This window comes from Aureibacter tunicatorum, assembly GCF_036492635.1.
Classification (GTDB): Bacteria; Bacteroidota; Bacteroidia; order Cytophagales; family Cyclobacteriaceae; genus Aureibacter; species Aureibacter tunicatorum.
In genome coordinates this window covers 984926-1002435 of sequence record NZ_AP025305.1, presented here as the reverse complement: position 1 = coordinate 1002435, position 17510 = coordinate 984926, and the positions used below count along the sequence as shown (strand labels likewise).

Annotated in this window: 9 protein-coding genes; 8 read left to right on the top strand and 1 reads right to left on the bottom strand. The window is 40.7% G+C overall.

Going from position 1 to position 17510, the window contains the following annotated elements; all coding sequences use genetic code 11:
* Window positions 1-41: 41 nt before the first annotated feature.
* The 8 genes from AABK36_RS04285 to AABK36_RS04250 all read left to right on the top strand — a co-directional run bounded on the left by AABK36_RS04285 (window position 42) and on the right by AABK36_RS04250 (window position 9936).
* Window positions 42-1553 (top strand): hypothetical protein, encoded by a 1512-nt coding sequence (locus AABK36_RS04285; RefSeq protein WP_309937802.1) that lies wholly within the window; start codon window positions 42-44, stop codon window positions 1551-1553.
* A 175-nt stretch (window positions 1554-1728) separates the two neighbouring features.
* A complete protein-coding gene (locus AABK36_RS04280) occupies window positions 1729-3243 on the top strand; it encodes an alpha-L-rhamnosidase-related protein (protein ID WP_309937801.1) in 1515 nt (504 codons plus the stop codon).
* A 57-nt stretch (window positions 3244-3300) separates the two neighbouring features.
* Window positions 3301-4401: a carbohydrate-binding protein gene (locus tag AABK36_RS04275; RefSeq protein WP_309937800.1), complete on the top strand. Its 1101-nt coding sequence runs from the start codon at window positions 3301-3303 to the stop codon at window positions 4399-4401.
* 221 nt (window positions 4402-4622) lie between these two features.
* On the top strand, window positions 4623-5471 hold the full coding sequence (locus AABK36_RS04270) for a peptidylprolyl isomerase (RefSeq protein WP_309937799.1): 849 nt from the start codon (window positions 4623-4625) through the stop codon (window positions 5469-5471).
* A gap of 65 nt (window positions 5472-5536) precedes the next feature.
* A complete protein-coding gene (locus AABK36_RS04265) occupies window positions 5537-6421 on the top strand; it encodes an SDR family oxidoreductase (RefSeq protein ID WP_309937798.1) in 885 nt (294 codons plus the stop codon).
* Window positions 6422-6617: 196 nt separating this feature from the next.
* Window positions 6618-8081: an alanine/glycine:cation symporter family protein gene (locus tag AABK36_RS04260; RefSeq protein ID WP_309937797.1), complete on the top strand. Its 1464-nt coding sequence runs from the start codon at window positions 6618-6620 to the stop codon at window positions 8079-8081.
* 112 nt (window positions 8082-8193) lie between these two features.
* Complete coding sequence (locus AABK36_RS04255; RefSeq protein ID WP_309937796.1) at window positions 8194-9027, top strand: transcription elongation protein SprT; 834 nt, start codon at window positions 8194-8196, stop codon at window positions 9025-9027.
* 60 nt (window positions 9028-9087) lie between these two features.
* Window positions 9088-9936 carry a GNAT family N-acetyltransferase gene (locus AABK36_RS04250; protein ID WP_309937795.1) on the top strand — a complete coding sequence of 283 codons (849 nt, stop codon included), beginning with the start codon at window positions 9088-9090 and terminating at the stop codon, window positions 9934-9936.
* 78 nt (window positions 9937-10014) lie between these two features.
* Here the strand turns inward: AABK36_RS04250 and AABK36_RS04245 are convergent, their stop codons facing one another.
* Window positions 10015-17298 carry a T9SS type B sorting domain-containing protein gene (locus AABK36_RS04245; RefSeq protein WP_309937794.1) on the bottom strand — a complete coding sequence of 2428 codons (7284 nt, stop codon included), beginning with the start codon at window positions 17296-17298 and terminating at the stop codon, window positions 10015-10017.
* Window positions 17299-17510: the final 212 nt, after the last annotated feature.

Here is a 17510-nt window from a genome sequence, read left to right as displayed (position 1 = left end):
ATTAGATATAATGGGCGCATGAACAATTCTCATTATATCTAATGCTAAGATACGCTGAACTCAAATCTAAAGCCAAAGCTCTTCCATCAAGAGCAAACAGCTTGGCAAAGCTTCCTTTGCAAGCGAAAGAACTTCTCCATGCGCCTATTCAAATGCTCATCAGTGCCAGAAAGTTCGAAGCATTGGCTGAAAGAAGAGGCTACACTTTTCCCAGCAGCCTGCTGGAATGGGATATCAGAAAGATCATTTCCCTACTGCATGAACATGAAGTCAATGAACATGATCGAAGAAAATCCTATGAAAATAAAAGAATGAATTCTTTAAGAATTCTTCATCAACTGGAAATGACATGTTACAGGTGGGTTGGAGCCAATCCACTATACTGTGAAGCAGGAGTGCCTCGGTTGGATAGTTTTCATGAGCTCATTTTTCCCTTGCTCAAAGAAATCGAAGAACATATACATGAAGAAATCAGCTTGGTCTTTGACCAAAATTTTCCTTTATGGCTTCCAGAAATGAAAGTCGTTCGGGCTAATCGCGACATTATGGAAAATTATCCCGGCTTAAAAAAAACTCAAACACTTCTCAGGGATTTGCTTAACGACGAAACTAACTTACTCGTATTTGATGAAGAATTCACCGAGGCGCTTGAAGATGCCGCCGAAAAAAGCCAAGCATCAAGCAGCTCTGATGAGCATCCATTCTCAGCCCGAGATTTCAACCAAGCCACATCATCATCAGCCTCACCGTTTGAAGGCATGGAATTAGAAACCAGATCCGTTCCCGCCTTTTTATCAACTCTGAAAACCCTTGAGAAGAAAGACACAGGAAAACTATTTGATCCTTCGGCATTGCCCCCTCAGCAAAGCTTAGCTTCAGCTATGCCTGAATATATGAAACACGAAACAAGAAAAGGCGACAAAGAAAACTTTGGTTTTAGAAAAAGAATACTTATTGCATTGGCCCGACTCTTAATGGTTCCTGAAGGCAGAAAGCTTATAGAACAAATCGCTGTCACCGGCTATGCCAAAAGAAGACAACCTCCTCTTCACATCAAAAAAACTACAAAGAAAAGCGATTCAGGAGAACAAAAAGGAAATACATCTTTGCCTAAAGGAATGACACTTCCCGCATTGGAAGGGCTTAATATAACAGAACGAAAAAGAAGAGTTAAAAAAGGTGAAGAAAGTTTTCTTGAATTAAGTTTTGAAGATCGTCCTCAAATGTCGATGACAACACCTTTGACCTACCACCTAACTGACGATTTTATCAAAGACAAATATCGGTTCGAACCAACCATCGCCGAAGGAAAGCTTGACTCCGCCTACAAAACTTTCAATAGAACAGGTTATCTAACCCCTCATATTGATTACTTCAGCCTTGGCAATTACCTATACGGAGCTAAAGAAGCCTTCATGAGACGATTTAGAATGTATGCCCAAACGCATGACAGTATCCAAAACTGGGAAAACCCAATGAGAAAAAGATTAGGACTAAGTCCTTTATCGGGAACAACAATAGTCGACGACATAGACTTCCTCCCTTTGCATTAGAAAGGCTTTCTTATTTCAAACCAATATTTCCGCAAACGTTTCCATAGTTAAATAAGGAAAAGTATTTCACTCAAATTAGAAATTTAAGGCTAAGTATATAATTTTATTCAAAACATAACTTTTACAGGTTATATCGATTTTTTAAACAGTTAAATATTGCTTTACAACATTCATTATGAAACATATCATAGCAAAGACAATTATTTTTTGCGCTTTATTAGCTGGTTGTCAACCAAGCAAAACATCTACAACGATTTATGAATCTCCTCAATTCAAAATCTATAACGATAAAGTTGTGCAAGGAGAGTACGAAGCTATAGCTATTTCTCCAAAAGAAATCATATCAAATTACCAGAGTCCTGCAAACGAAAACCTTTCGCCACTGATCGAATTCAAGTTCAGCATCAATGGCAAAGACGATGAGTTTGCGCCTGGGAAAAACCATTTGTACCTCATAGGAGACACAAATCCTACATATACTTTTGGAGATATATCGCCTGAAGAAATGGGCAGAAGCATTGATGGCAAAAAGCTTTCTCCAAACACTAAGGCTACCATTAAAATGGATGCCAGCAATGTCATCAAATCATTCGAGCAACATGGATATTATATTACCCCTACAGGCGACAAGATATTCAAAAGCGACTTTGACGGTTTCTATATTGCAGGATCTCAAGATCCTTTGAGTTGGGATTTTGACAACTTAAAAGGACGTCAAGACATGAAATTGCAGCCCACTGGAGAATATGGCATCTATGAAATCACCTTAACGCTTAATCCATACAATGAAGGAAATTTTGTGAGTCAAAAATGGGTATTGAAAAATGATATTTCCAAATTTCCTCAATATAATTCAGATCAAGTATTGGTTGACGCGCTCTACAATCTTTCACTTGACGAAACTGTGCTCGACACCGAAGATGACGACACTTTCAGAACTGGCAAAGAATGGTCAGGAGTATGGACAAGAGATGTAAGCTATAGCATCTTGTTAGCTTATGCGATGATCGAACCGGAAATAGCCAAAAACAGCCTTCTTCGCAAAGTCAAACGAGACAGAATAATACAAGACACTGGCTCGGGAGGCGCTTGGCCTGTCTCTACTGATAGAACCACATGGGCTCTTGCCGCTTATGAAGTATACAAATCCACAGGCGATCAGGATTGGCTAGAAAAAGCTTTCCAAATAATCGATAACAGCATCAAAGATGATGAAAAAACAATCGTGGATCATAAAACAGGATTAAGAAAAGGTGAATCATCCTTTTTGGATTGGAGAACTCAGGAATACCCTATCTGGATGACCAATGTGGATATCTACAATTCAGAATGCCTTGGCACCAACGCCGTTCATTTTCAGACGTATCAAATTCTTGCTGAAATGGCAGAATTACTGGGTATAAACAATGAAGCATATCTTGCACAAGCAGAAAATATCAAAAAAGGCATGAATGAATATCTTTGGGTACCGTCCAAAGGATATTATGGAATGTACCTTTATGGACTAGAATACCAAAGTTTAGATCCAAGGCCGGAAATATTAGGCGAAGCATTTACAGTGCTTTTTGATATCGCTGACAGCACCCAAGCACAACAAACCATCAGCAATGTCCCGATGACTCCATACGGAGCTACATGTTTCTATCCGCAAATTCCCGATGTATTTCCTTATCATAATAACGGCATATGACCTTTTGTTCAAGCGTATTGGAACTGGGCCGCAGCGACAACAGGAAACTTCGAAGTATTGAATCAAGGTTTAGCCTCCCTTTACAGAGCCGCTGGACTGTTTCTTACCAACAAAGAAAATATGGTTGCTGAAAACGGAGATTTTAGAGATACTGCCATAAACTCCGACCGACAGCTATGGAGTGTCGCAGGTAATTTAGCAATGATCTATAGGGTATTTTACGGCATGAACCTAGAGTCTGATAAATTAAGTTTCGCCCCTGTAGTGCCTGAACAGTATCAAGGCAATAAAATACTCTCCAATTTCAAATATAGAGATGCTGTCTTGGATATTACTCTTAATGGTTTTGGAAATCAAATCAATTCTTTCAAGGTAAATGGAAAAGAGCAAAGTCAACATTTCGTTAACTCAAATATAAAAGGCCGTCATAAAATTGAGATTACCTTGAATTCTCAAATCAAAGACCAAGGTAAAATAAATGCGAAAGCGAATCACTTTACTCTCAAAACACCTAGAGTAAGCTTGAATAAAAATTCTATAATAATTGAAAACTATAATCCTTCTGCAAATTATCAACTCATTGCCAATGGTGAAGTAATTGACAAGTCTATTGAATCCAAGTTCACTATAAACTTGCCGAAAATATACACAGAATACCAAGTTGCGGCGCTTGACTCATTAGGTTATCAATCATTCCTTAGCAAGCCTTTGATTTATATTCCTCAAGGCCATGAACAAATACTTCAAATAGAAAAATTCGCAAAACTGTCAACTTTGCCTTATGAAGGATATAATGGCAAAGGTTTCATCGAACTGACTAAAACCAAAAACACAGATGTGAAAATTCCGGTAACGATAAACAAGGATGGATTGTATGCAATTTCATTTAGATACTCCAATGGCAGCGGTCCATACAATACAGACAACAAATGCGCAATTCGCTCTTTAATTGTCGACAACAACAATGAAGGAGCTATAATCATGTCCCAATTAGGCAAAGATGAGTGGTCTTCTTGGTCTGAATCAAACAGTCAGCAAGTGAGGTTGAAAAAAGGCAAGCACTTGCTTCAATTAAAATTTCTCCCTCATAATGAAAATATGAACGTAGATGTCAACCGTGCTCTGGTTGACCAAGTCAAAATCACCAAACTCGACTAATTTTTTAAACTTAGGACGCCTTTTAGGCGTCCTTTACTTTTCCTTTTGATTTGATAAATCATATTTTCTTTAAAGCTTTAAAATTTTTGTAACTCCCCCTACTTTTTTATTTTTGATATATTAACGTCAAAAATGAATTAAACGATTATCCGTTCTTCTTGTGTGAGACCGAAAGTATTGATTCAACTTTGACACTGACACTCATTGAACTTTAAAGGATAATGAAAATACTAAAACAACTAACACTAGCTGTTGTCGCAATAGCCTTGCTTTTTTCCTGCGACAAGGAAAAAGATTATTTAGTCACTTTCCACACGCCATATGGAGATATGAAAGCTGTGTTATTCGACCAAACCCCAAAGCACAAGGCCAACTTTATCAAACTAGCCAAATCCGGAGCATTTGACAGCACAACTTTTCATAGAGTCATCCAAGAATTCATGATTCAAGGCGGAGATGTCAATCAAAAGCCTAATAGTGATAAAAAAATTGAATATACCGTTTCTGCAGAATTTGTGGACACATTGATTCATCGAAGAGGCGCCATTGCAGCTGCCAGACAAGGCGACAGAGTTAATCCGAAAAAGGAATCCAGCGGAAGTCAATTCTACATAGTCCAAGGGAAAAAATGGACAGAAAAAGAGCTCAGAGATCAAAAAGTCGATTACCCTAAACTCTACAAATACTTCACTCATTTAGTGGAAGATGTTCAGTTCAATCATTTGGAAGAGCAAGTAGCAGAGCTCCAATCCAGAAGAGACAATGACGCTTTGATAGAACTAATGCTTAAGCATAAAGACGATATTGAAAAAAAATATGATATCGAACTCGATAATCCTTATCCTCAAGAGAGAATCGACATTTACACAACAGAAGGCGGAGTTCCGCATTTGGATGACGCGTATACCGTTTTTGGGCAAGTAGTGGAAGGCATGGCAGTCATCGACTCTATCGCCAAACAAAAAACAGGTTTCAGGGACAAGCCAGTTGAAGATATCTATATGAGCGTCGAAGTTGAAGAAATCAAAAAGAAAAAATTGATCAAACTATACGGCAATCTTATTCATTAAATAAATTTTATTCTTACTTCGCCTTTCTTGATGTTCAAGAAAGGCTTTTTTATGCCTAATTCACTATGAAAATACTCATTACAGGAAGCAATGGACTTCTAGGCCAAAAATTAGTTGAAATTTTCTCTAATGACAGCAACGTTGACTTAATAGCCACCTCGCGAGGAGGAAACCGACTAAATGAAGGTAACTACGCATATCATGATTTGGATGTAACCAAAGAGGAAGACGTACATAAAATTATTAATCAATACAGTCCTCATGCTGTAATACATACAGCAGCCATGACTAATGTCGACAAATGCGAAGACGAAAAAGACAATTGCTATGATTTGAATGTCAATGCGACAAAATATATTGTCGAAGCTTGTGAAAAAGCTTCTTGTTTCCTCCTTCATATTTCCACTGATTTCATTTTTGATGGAAATAACGGGCCATATGACGAAAATGCCGAGCCGAATCCTATCAACTACTATGGAGAGACTAAACTTGAAGCTGAAAAGCTTGTGACCTCTAGCACATTGAATTGGGCTATAGCAAGAACAGTCTTAGTCTATGGTCAAGCCCAAGATATGAGCAGATCCAATATCATATTATGGGTGAAAGACAATCTAGAAAAAGGCAAAGCCCTTAAACTTGTTACTGACCAGTTAAGATCCCCAACTCTAGCGGAAGATCTGGCTCAAGGTTGCAAATTAATAGTTGAACAAAAAGCAGAAGGAATTTTCAATGTCAGTGGAGATGAACTACTAACTCCATATGAAATGGCAATAATAACAGCTGATTTTTTCAAATTGGACAAAAACTTGATTTCAGCAGTTGACGGATCCACCTTCCAACAGCGTGCCGCAAGACCCTTAAAGACAGGACTTTTGGTTGATAAAATGAAGAAACTGCTAGGGTATCAACCTAGAAAATTAAATGAAGGAATATCTATTTTAACGAAATAATATTTTATAAAAAAGTTAAAAATCAAAATAATAAACTTATCTTTTAAATTACTTCAGAATAGACTTGCGAAAACCCTCAATAAAATTTTATCTTTGATATTAAGTTGGGAATTTGATTCCTTTAATATTTCACCATTCAAGATCATGCTTCGTCTACTTGATCTTGCATTATGACTAATCAAATAATTTCAAAGTTATGGCACAGTTAGGAGGGATGATGCTATTATCCACAATGAACCAAAATTTTGGTGCATTCGTGAATTGGCTGGAGAGTACGATTTTTTATTCTATAAGTTTAAATGAAAATGTCAGCATACCGCTGGTGGTTGTTTGGCTTATGGTTGCTTCGATCGTTTTCACTGTATATTTCAACTTTATCAACATTCGAGGCTTCAAACATGCCATAGATGTTGTAAGAGGTAAATATGACGATCCTAACGACACTGGAGAAGTTTCCCACTTTCAAGCCTTGACCACTGCCTTGTCAGGTACAGTTGGAATAGGAAACATTGCCGGAGTAGCATTAGCGGTTTCTATCGGGGGACCAGGCGCTACGTTTTGGATGATTTTGGGAGGTCTACTAGGGATGGCCAACAAATTCGCAGAGTGCACACTTGCTGTAAAATACAGAAATGTGCATGCTGACGGAGAGGTATCTGGCGGACCAATGTATTACCTACAGAAAGGTTTTGCTCAAAGAGGCTTTCCTATCGTTGGCAAGTTGGCTGCGGTATTTTTCGCCATAGCATGTATAGGTGGAGCTATGGGGGCTGCCAATATGTTCCAAATAAACCAAGCGACACAACAACTTGTGCAGGTTACCGGTGCTGAAAACAGCTTTTTCCATGGCAACGAATGGGTATTCGGATTAATTATGGCGACACTTGTAGGAGCTGTGATCATCGGAGGAATCAAAAGCATCGCGAAAGTTACTGACAAGATCGTGCCGTTCATGGTTGGTGTTTACTTCTTGGGAGTAATGACTGTATTGATCACCCATATTGATAAAGTGCCAAACGCCTTATGGCTGATTATTGACGGAGCCTTCAACGCTCCTGCAATCTCAGGAGGTTTTCTTGGTGTGATGGTTTTCGGCTTTCAAAGAGCATTTTTCTCCAATGAAGCTGGAATTGGTTCTGCTGCCATCGCCCATTCTGCGGCTAAAACAGATGAGCCTGTAAGCGAAGGCATTGTAGCTTTATTAGAACCTGTTATCGATACAGTAGTAGTTTGTACCATGACAGCTTTGGTAATCATCATTACCGGAGAATATCAAACAGGACAAACAGAAGGTGTTTTGCTTACTTCAAGAGCTTTTGGAAGTGTAATCAGTTGGTTTCCGTCTGTATTGTCTTTCGCTGTAATACTATTCGCCTTATCAACAATCATTTCTTGGTCATATTACGGACTGAAAGCATGGACTTTTCTATTTGGAGAAACAAGACAATCAGAAATGATTTTCAAGTTTATCTTCTGCCTTACAATTATCCTTGGATCCACCGTAACTTTAGGTGACGTGTTTAGATTCAGTGATTGCATGATTTTCAGCATGTGTATTCCTAATGTATTCGGACTGTATATGTTTGCTCCTGAATTGAAGAAAGACCTTGACGCATATTTCGCCAAATTGAAAACTGGTGAAATCAAAGAATATGCATAAACATACAAACAAAATATTATTGGAAAGCCTTGTGAGAACTCATGAGGCTTTTTCATTTTATTTGAATTTTGACATTTCAATTTCAAAAGCTTATTTTGAGTAAAAAAGGCCCATGCCATCTAGTGAAAGTTTCTTAAATATTTTACAAAAATACATTCCCAAAGCCTCGCTTGAATATTGCGTTCAACTTTGGGAAAAGCAGCCATTCAACTTCAAAGTCGCCAAAGATCGAGTAACGAAACTAGGAGATTACAGATTTGACCCCAGATACAAAACGCATTCTATTTCAGTAAATGGGAGTCAGAATATTTATGCATTCTTGATCACCTATATCCATGAATACGCCCATTTGATAACCAAAGTAAAATACAATTACATTGCATCCCCTCATGGCAAAGAGTGGAAAAGCGCTTTTTCACAATTGATGCAGCCATTATTGACCACTAGTGTTTTTCCCGAAGAAATTCTTATTCCTTTGACCTTTCACATGAAAAATCCCAAGGCTAGCAGCACATCTGATGTAAATCTAATGAAAGCCTTAAAATCTTTCGACCAAGCTTCAACATCCCTGAAAGAGACGCTCTTTTTAGAAGAAATACTGGATGGAGAAACTTTCGCTTACAGAAATGATATTTATCTAAAACAGCACAAGCGTAGAACCAGATACCTTTGCACAAGATTAAATGACAATGCCAAACTGCTATTCTCACCATTAGCCGAAGTCCATAAACATAATGGCAAAACTCCAGAGAGTCTCAAAGAGCTTATCATAGAAAAAAAACAACGCAGACAAAAATTGATCAACATTCCTGATGGCATGCTTTTCAAGTTAGGTGAAAAAACCTATGAAAAAAATAAATTGAGAAGAACCAGAGTGCTTTGCACGGAACAGAGATCCCAAGTCCAATACTTAATTCACAAAGACGCATTGGTTGAGAAAATATAAATTCATTAAGCAAAATATCGCTTTCAACCTTCATGGCTTTGAATTTGTGTATTGAACTGCATGAACAATACTGAAAATATTATAAAAGTTGCTGAACTTAAAGATCTTCCTTTCATTTTAAAACTAGCAAGGCAAGAAGCATGGAACTCTGGTATTCACGATCTCGAAGTTTTTCATAACACTTTCGAAAATGATATCTTCATTTGTTTTCAAAACAATATTCCTATTGCATCTGCCGCAACCTTTAATTACGACGAAAACTATAGTTTCAGCGGGTATTTGCTAGTAGACCCAAAATATCGAAAAAACGGAGTTGGAAAATCAATGCTCGACAAACAACTCGAACACGCTGGCAACAGAAATTTGGGCAGCGAGGTATTGATGCACATGCTGCCAACCTATGAAAAACTTGGCTTTCAAAAAGCTCATAAGACAATTAGTTATGAATGCATAGCGCCTAAAACTGGAAACTTCCACCCCAATTTATCACGCATTGCTTTTAACGACATAGACAAAGTCGTTGAATATGATCATTTAGCTCATCCAGTCTCAAGATACAATTTACTTAAGCAATGGACTGTTCAACAAGGCACTATAGGATATGCATTTTCAGAAAATGATCAAATTAAAGGAATTGCCTACTTAAGGCCATCCACTTTCGGCTATCGAGTGGGCCCTTTTGCCGCAAATGACAAGCATATAGCTAAAATCTTACTCGAAGCCTTGTCAGCTCATATTCCCAGTCAAATTTTCAGCATTGACATTCCAGAATACAATCATGACTCAATCCTTCTTGCGTCAAGTTATGAACATAGAATTAGTTTTGAAACCATGCGTCTTTATACACAAGGCATTCCCAACTACGATATCACCAAAACTTTCGGATTCTGCTCCCTCAATATCGGCTAATCTATAGTCCTCTTGTCCTTAAACAAAAAATGCCGCTCTCCTAAGAAAGCGGCATGATCATCTATCGAAAGACAGCGGCTACTCCGCAATGTAGATATAGCCGGTGATATTATTTTTGCCTTCAGTCTCCGGATACTCGAATATGTAGAAGTAAGTACCCTTCGGCAATCTAAAGTCCTGACCCACCGTCAGCGAGTTCGCATAGCCGTTGAAGGTGTTGCGGTAATTCTCCTGCTCATAAACCAAGTTGCCCCAGCGGTTATATACTCTCAACCTGTTCTGAGGGTAAGCGCCAATTCCCTTGATCTTGAAGTAGTCATTCACTCCGTCGCCATTTGGAGTGATGATGTTATGAGAACCCAACTCCTGAGGCTCGATGTAAATCCTTACATCCGCCTGATCGCACTGAACATCCAACGGCTCGTCATCGCAAACGCTGTATCTAAGCTCATCCTCTCTTGCAAACTCCTCATGCGTGATGTAGTAAATGCAACCTCCATCAACCCAAGCAACGCCATACAAAGGCTGCTTCTCGATCACTACAGAAGAAGCGTCAAGCTTATCCTCTGGATCCATGTCATTGTCCAAAACGCAGATCATCACCGTGTCTCCTGTCACTGTATAAGCCTCGTCATCCTCAGCTACTGGTGGCAAATTGATACGCTGGAAATTAACAGAGTCAATCGCCTCGCAACCAAACTTGTCGATCACCTTAAGCTGATAATCAATAACTCCCAAGAAATTAGCCACCGGCTCCCTAATGTCATTTTGACTCAAGCCCAAATCCGGAGACCATTCGTATCGTGGCTCCTCCGCATCTACAAATACTTCAAACGCCTCCTCATTGTCAATACTATAACTAACTATCAACGTGTCTGGATCGATAAACACCTCAGGCATCGCAAACTCTCTGAACACAAGCGTATCGTCAATGACATTGCCGTAAATATCCGTAAGCTCCAGCACATAAACGCCGCTTTCGTCACGCTCGTCATCGCCTCCCAATGTCAATTCGTAATCCGATATCGGACGGCTGTCACTCTCTTTCAACAACTCTCCATCACTGCTGACATCGTCTCCTGCAGGCCAATACAACCATCTGTAAGCCCCGACCTTATTCTCATATTCAATCTCAGGCGTATAAACCACTTCCTCGCAAGCACCAATGCTATCTGTATTCGGTAAGTCTATCGCGATCTCATCCTGATCAAAATAAACCCTTATCTGGTCAGTCGAATCACAGCCATAAGCGTCCGTCACTCTCACTTCAAACACTCTTTCGCTCACGCCATCCTCAGGCTGAGGATAATACGCTCCATCTATAAAGCGAACCAAACTTGAAGGTTCCCAAGTCACTTGGCCATCCACCGGAACATAGCTGGCCCCATGATCCTCAAAACTCAAGGTACTGTTCGCAAAATGACCGCTGATCGTAAAATCATCTCCTCCATGGGCTATGACAGTTGTCGTGTCGCGATAAACCTGAACCGAGTCATACTTCATATGCCCGTATCTATCTCGAACAACAAACATGTAATAACCCAAATCCGCGATTTTGTCCCCTTCAGGCAAGTTCAAAGAAATGGACACCGTAACTTGATTGCCATTCACCTCTTGATTCACGCTCGAAAGATCCAAATAATTCGAATAAGTCGGAACTGGCTCCCAAACAGCCTCATCTATCATGCTGTCGCCATGTTCATCCAACAGTTCGGTATAAGTGCCGCGCAAAACATAATCCGTCTCGCAATTGCCTATTGTGATAATTCCATTCTCCGCCTCTTCAATCTCTGGCTTTTCTATTTCCCTAAAATCAACATGCACACGAACAGTCGATGCTGCCAAGCATCCATATCCATCCGTCACCGTCAACTCATAATCCTGATAATATGGATGATCCGTTGCAGAGATCACCGGATTGGGAACAGGGTTCAAGCTATTCAAATCAAAGGTCTCCTCTCGGTAGCTTCCCAACACGCTCCACTCATAAGCGATAGGAGTCTTGACGCCTGTCAGCTCCAACTCAGGCTCCAAAGGCCTGTTATTCAAGACATATCCGCTGATCGTCATATCCGGTATCGAGATGATCGAAGGCGAAGCCACCACATGAACCGTCCATTCGGTCGTGTCTGTCTGACCCCACATATCCTCGGCAATAAAACGATAATCGCTGCTCGAAAGAACATCCACGGTCAAATCAGCTCCATTAGCCAAAACAACCCCATTCATATCTTCCCACCATGCCACAGCATTCGAACCGCTGAATTTGCCTTCCAATACGATACGCTCATTTGAAGGAGCGCACGAGCCTACCGAGTCAACGCCGTTAAGAATCTCCGTCTCCGGTTGAGTCGTATCCAGATAGATGCGAATCGAATCTTCCTTCACGCAACCGTAAGTATCTGTAATCGAAAGCACAAAAGTCGTGTCCTGCGTAAAATCGGTATTGCCATGAGCATTAGGCACAGGATCCTCTATCGCATAATCATCAAGCAATGTAGTTCCCGGAGACCAAGCATAGCCTCCCACCAAATTGCTCCCCGTAGTCTGAATGCGAACATCAATCGCCTGAAGATTGTCAACATGCTTGCTGATCGTGAATGGGTCCGGCATATAAATCGTAGGCTTTGCCTCGCGGTTGATCTTAACTGGCTCCTGTAACTTGACAAGTCTGCCGTAGCGGTCTTCAACCACAAACATGTACTCTCCGTCTCTCACTCGAACCGAATCGGTCTCCACATAACCACCCGAGATCAACTCCTTTGAGTCCGGATAATCTTCAACTATTTCTCCTCGATCAGGGTAAACCAACTCCCAACGCGTGTCAACCACCAGTCCGTCATAGATCTGTTCGTACTTGGCATAACCGATAAGCACTGTAGTGCTCTCATCGCAATCGCCAACGATCTCAACATCAACATCGATCTCATAGTTCGACTCACGATCGTCTATATTCACCAACACATCATCCGAAGCGACACAACCGTACTTGTCAACAGCGCTCAATGTGTATGTGAACTGACTTTGGGCGTCTTTCATCGATTGACTTGGATTAGGAATAGGGTTCAATATGTTCGTGAAATTCAACGTGCCGTCATCAGGCGTCCATGAATACGTCAAAGGTTCCGCTCCTGAGACTGAACCGTCCAAAGTGATATTGATATTATCAACAAACTTGCTGATATCCTTATCTTCACCTGCGGATACCAATGGTTCAACATCTCGCTCAATAACAACACTAAGCCTTTTCTCTGTCAAGGTAGACTTATGCGTAATCAAAACCTCATACTCGCCGGGAACCATCTCATCTGCAATATGAACATCCGTGCTCCCTACCAAATCCGAAGGCAATGGACCTCCGGAAAAAACAGACCATTCAAAAGTATAATCATTAGGGTCATCGCTGAACAAATCGCCGCTGCTGCTTCCTTGTCCCAAAATCACATGAAGCGTAGTATCAGCATAACAATGACCTATCAAAATACTATCGCCTTCCTTGATTTTACCTGTCAACTCGTCGTTTGTAACTTCTATAAGCACCGCATCTGTAGCCGTGCATCCATAACTATCCGTCACGGTCAATGTATATTCAGTATCAACAGAAGGGTTCGGAACCGGCTCCAACACGCTGGCATCATCCAAGCTTGCCGCAGGTGTCCATGAATACGACAAAGGAGACTCTCCGGAAGCCGTTGCGTGAATCGGAATGATGTTAGGGTAAGCGCTGGTGATTTTGAAATCGCCTCCGGCATCCGCTACAGGCTCAACAGCTTTGACAACTTGCACTTGAGCCGAATCCTTATTTCCATACTTATCAGTAACCGTATAAATATAAATGCCTTCACTTGTCTGAGTAACACCTAAACCATCAACATATTCATTGCCTCTTGCAACTACCTGAACGGTATTACCGCTCCCTTGAACCTGACCTTTATAACCATCCTTCACTGTCCAAATTCCTGTCGCTTCTGTACCGAAAGGCGTACCTGTAACCGAAGGCAAACTTGTATCGCAAAAGCCAATCTCAATATCCGACCCTGCATCTGCTCCTACCTGCGTATTATCAATATGAACATCGACAACATCAGTCGCTACGCAGCCATACTTGTCCGTAACTGTCATTGTAAAGGTCAATGGGCCTGTAGTCCCGGCTGAAGGCGTCAAAGGAATAGGATCTTCTGAATTCGGAAACGCCAACTGATCGCTAGGAGACCATTGTATACTCGTTTCAACACCAGAAGCCGTACCGTCCAAAGCAATCGTATTGAAACCGTAAGCGCTGATCGTTATGTCATCGCCGGCTTCAGCCACCGGAGCAATATCTTTTCTCACCTCAGCTTCTCCTATCGCAACATTGCCATACTCATCCTCAACCACAAACTCATAAATTCCAGGCGCGAAACTTTCCGTCGAATTCGTGCTCAATGTATCCGTAGTCCCTTTCTCTCGCCAGTGATAAGTAACATTAGTACCATTGGCAATACCGGTCAAAACACCTTCCGTCTCGCAATCGCCAATCAAATTAACATCCGTATTCACATCCGCTGTGGTCTCCGTAGCGTCTATGCGAACACGTACGGTATCTTCCACAGAGCAGCCGTATTGATCCGTAGCTGTGACCGTGTACAAAGTTTCCACGGACGGATTAGCAGTCGGCCGCATAATTGTCGCATCGTCCAGGCTAGAAGCCGGAACCCAGGAATACGTCAAGCCTTCTCCCGTTGAGGAAACATCAAACGCTCGCGTATTCGATATATATTCGCTGATATAAAAATCATCGCCGGCATCAACGCTTGGCAAGTCAGCGGCTTGATTCACCACGATTTCAGCCGTGTCCCGATTGCCGTAAACATCCTGAGCGATCAGCCAATAAGTCCCGGGACTGACAATCACACTGCTTGTATGAGGATCAACCAATTTGTCTTCCTGCAAACTACCCGCCTGTATGCTTCCAGACTGTCTCGTCGCAACCTGCCAAACCGCATTCGCGTCAGTCCCACTGAACGTCCCATGCACTCTTAGCTCGCTGTCGCAAGCTCCAATCGTTATCGCAGACCCTTCGACAATATCAGCGTCAACTTCCGTCTCGTCAACAGTGATCGTTACAACATCCGACACTACGCAATTGAAGCGATCGCGGACCGTCAGCGTGTAAGTCGTTGTCGTCGATGGATTTGGAACCGGATTGATAATCCCTGTATCGTCCAAGCCTGTAGAGGGACTCCAAACAACCGTCGAGCTGCTCAAGTCCACATTTCCCAGCTGAGGATTGATCGAACGGGTATTCAAAACATGCCTGCTGATCGAAAAGTCGTCGCCGGCATCTACATTCATAGACGGCGCTTGGATAATCGTTATCTCCGTGCTGTCGGAATTGCCGCTCACAAGATCGCGTGCCACAAAACGATAGCGGCCTTCAAGCACCAAAGCCTCAAGCGTGTCCGAATCACTCGAAACTTTGTCAAAAAGCGTCTCGTCCAAAATCGTTCCTGAGCCATTAAGCACTTTCCAGCTCATCTCCAGATTTTCCCCCTCAGCGATGCCGCGAAGAGTTTTGGTGATCGCGCAGGAAGGAATCTCATCGCCATCAGCTTCAATCTTTACTTTTACTTCAGAAGCCACAACGCGCACTTGAACCGTATCTCGGGACAAACAGCCATTACCATCCTCTACTTCCAGAACATACTCCGTATCATCGGAAGGATTAGGTATTGGCGTCAAAAATGTAGGAAAATTCAAGCCTTCAGACGGACTCCAATGATAAGACATCGGATCAACGCCTGCTGCAGTCGCATTAAAGGGAGTGGTATTCAAAACTCCCTGACTAATCACTTGATCATCTCCCGCGTAAACATCCGCTGGGTGATGGATAGTAATGACACTTGGATCATCCAGTTCAGGCGTCAAAATATTATCCGATACAGCATGATCAAAAGCCGGATGATTATTCATATTCAAAACCCCTTGTAAACTAATCTCATTCCCTGAATAAGTGCTTGGAATTAAAATATCGACTTTAAATGTCAAATCAGCCACATAAGGCAAAGGATTAATCATCGCGTTGGTATTATCAGCAAAACTGCTCCCAACCAAGTTATTAGAGCCGGAAGCCATCCAGCTTGGCTCCACATAATTAAAACTCCCGTCAGGGTTTTGAGTCTTGCTTTCATAAATATTCGAAGCGAAAACAGCTCCTCCAGGCAAACTCATCTCAAAAGGAACATTCTGCAAATCATTTCTTGTCCTATTAAAAACAGTGAAATCAACTGTGATTACAGTATCTTGTTCAAGACAAATTGGACCTTCAATCGTCTGATGCTGAAGTTCAATACTATAGGCACAAGAACAACCATCATTTTGATTCGTTTCCGTTCCGTCGCTAACATGAGTAGCAACTCCTGTTTCAGGGTCTACTCTAAATAAAGTTGATTGAACAGAACTTGGGTTATTTGTATCAAACCCATAAGCATAAAAATACCCATACTTCCAGTAATTAGCTCCAGCTCCTTGATTAAACCTATAATTCCCACTCGTCAATGATCCAACTCTTTCCACAGTCTTATTTGTCAAATCAACCTTAACCAATTGACTATAAGGGTAAGAATAAAAATATGCCCAACTATACAAATTCCCATCAATGGGATCAATAACAAAATCAGCTAAATAATGTCCGCTATTGGGGTAATTATAATAATCGCTTCCATCTTCTCTCTTCAACGCGTTTACTGCTCGCAATGTATTCAATGGCAAATTAGACGAACTCAAGTCATGGAGTGACAAGTCAACGTAGTAAATTTTATAAGTATTTCTGGATGAAAAATAAAACTTGCCATCAACATCAATATCACCAGCAATATATCCTCCCCCATCGTTCAAATATGTATTTGTGGAACTATCCCCAACAGGCATTCCCACATATTCAACTCTATAATTATAATCGCTTTCATTCACTGGATTAGAGACATTTGGAGTTCTTCCCAAACGAAATATCTTACCCGATTCCTGATCCATAAAATAGATAAAACCATCAGTAATATTATAAGCGACAGCATTTACTCTTATTCGGCCTCCTGCACCCAAATAGTTTAAATGATTTAGATCATCCAATGCTCCTGGAATCTCTACTAATTCCAACCTATTTGTCCGAGTAATTGGGTCATAAACAGATTCATAATAATACAATCCATAATTGGTTGTAGAACTCCCTGCAGAGTTTCTATTATAGATCTGATACATAACAGTTCCACAAATAAAACCACCTGTCTCATTTGAATTCTTTGGTGCCGCAAGCACCTCTGAAAAGAAAAAAGAAGGTAATATGAAATAAAAGCAAAGAAATGCAAAAAACTTCGAAAAGCTCATCTTAAAGGTATACATTGAATCCATAGGCAAGAAATAAAAACGTCAACTTAACAGCACTCTATTATCATAAGTAAATACTAAATTAGTAAAAAAGGTAACCTTTTATTAAAAAATTATTTAAAAGAATAATTATACTTAATTGACAACTTAATTATAAAACTCGATATTTTTTAGTTTAGAATGCACTATGATTAATTTATTTACATATAATC

What these genes read in the sequence shown, in the direction of transcription:
- AABK36_RS04285 (WP_309937802.1), top strand. Translation starts at nt 42, where the DNA reads ATGCTAAGATACGCTGAACTCAAATCTAAAGCCAAAGCTCTTCCATCA.
- AABK36_RS04280 (WP_309937801.1), top strand. Translation starts at nt 1,729, where the DNA reads ATGAAACATATCATAGCAAAGACAATTATTTTTTGCGCTTTATTAGCT.
- AABK36_RS04270 (WP_309937799.1), top strand. Translation starts at nt 4,623, where the DNA reads ATGAAAATACTAAAACAACTAACACTAGCTGTTGTCGCAATAGCCTTG.
- AABK36_RS04265 (WP_309937798.1), top strand. Translation starts at nt 5,537, where the DNA reads ATGAAAATACTCATTACAGGAAGCAATGGACTTCTAGGCCAAAAATTA.
- AABK36_RS04260 (WP_309937797.1), top strand. Translation starts at nt 6,618, where the DNA reads ATGGCACAGTTAGGAGGGATGATGCTATTATCCACAATGAACCAAAAT.
- AABK36_RS04255 (WP_309937796.1), top strand. Translation starts at nt 8,194, where the DNA reads ATGCCATCTAGTGAAAGTTTCTTAAATATTTTACAAAAATACATTCCC.
- AABK36_RS04250 (WP_309937795.1), top strand. Translation starts at nt 9,088, where the DNA reads ATGAACAATACTGAAAATATTATAAAAGTTGCTGAACTTAAAGATCTT.
- AABK36_RS04245 (WP_309937794.1), bottom strand. Translation starts at nt 17,298, where the DNA reads ATGAGCTTTTCGAAGTTTTTTGCATTTCTTTGCTTTTATTTCATATTA.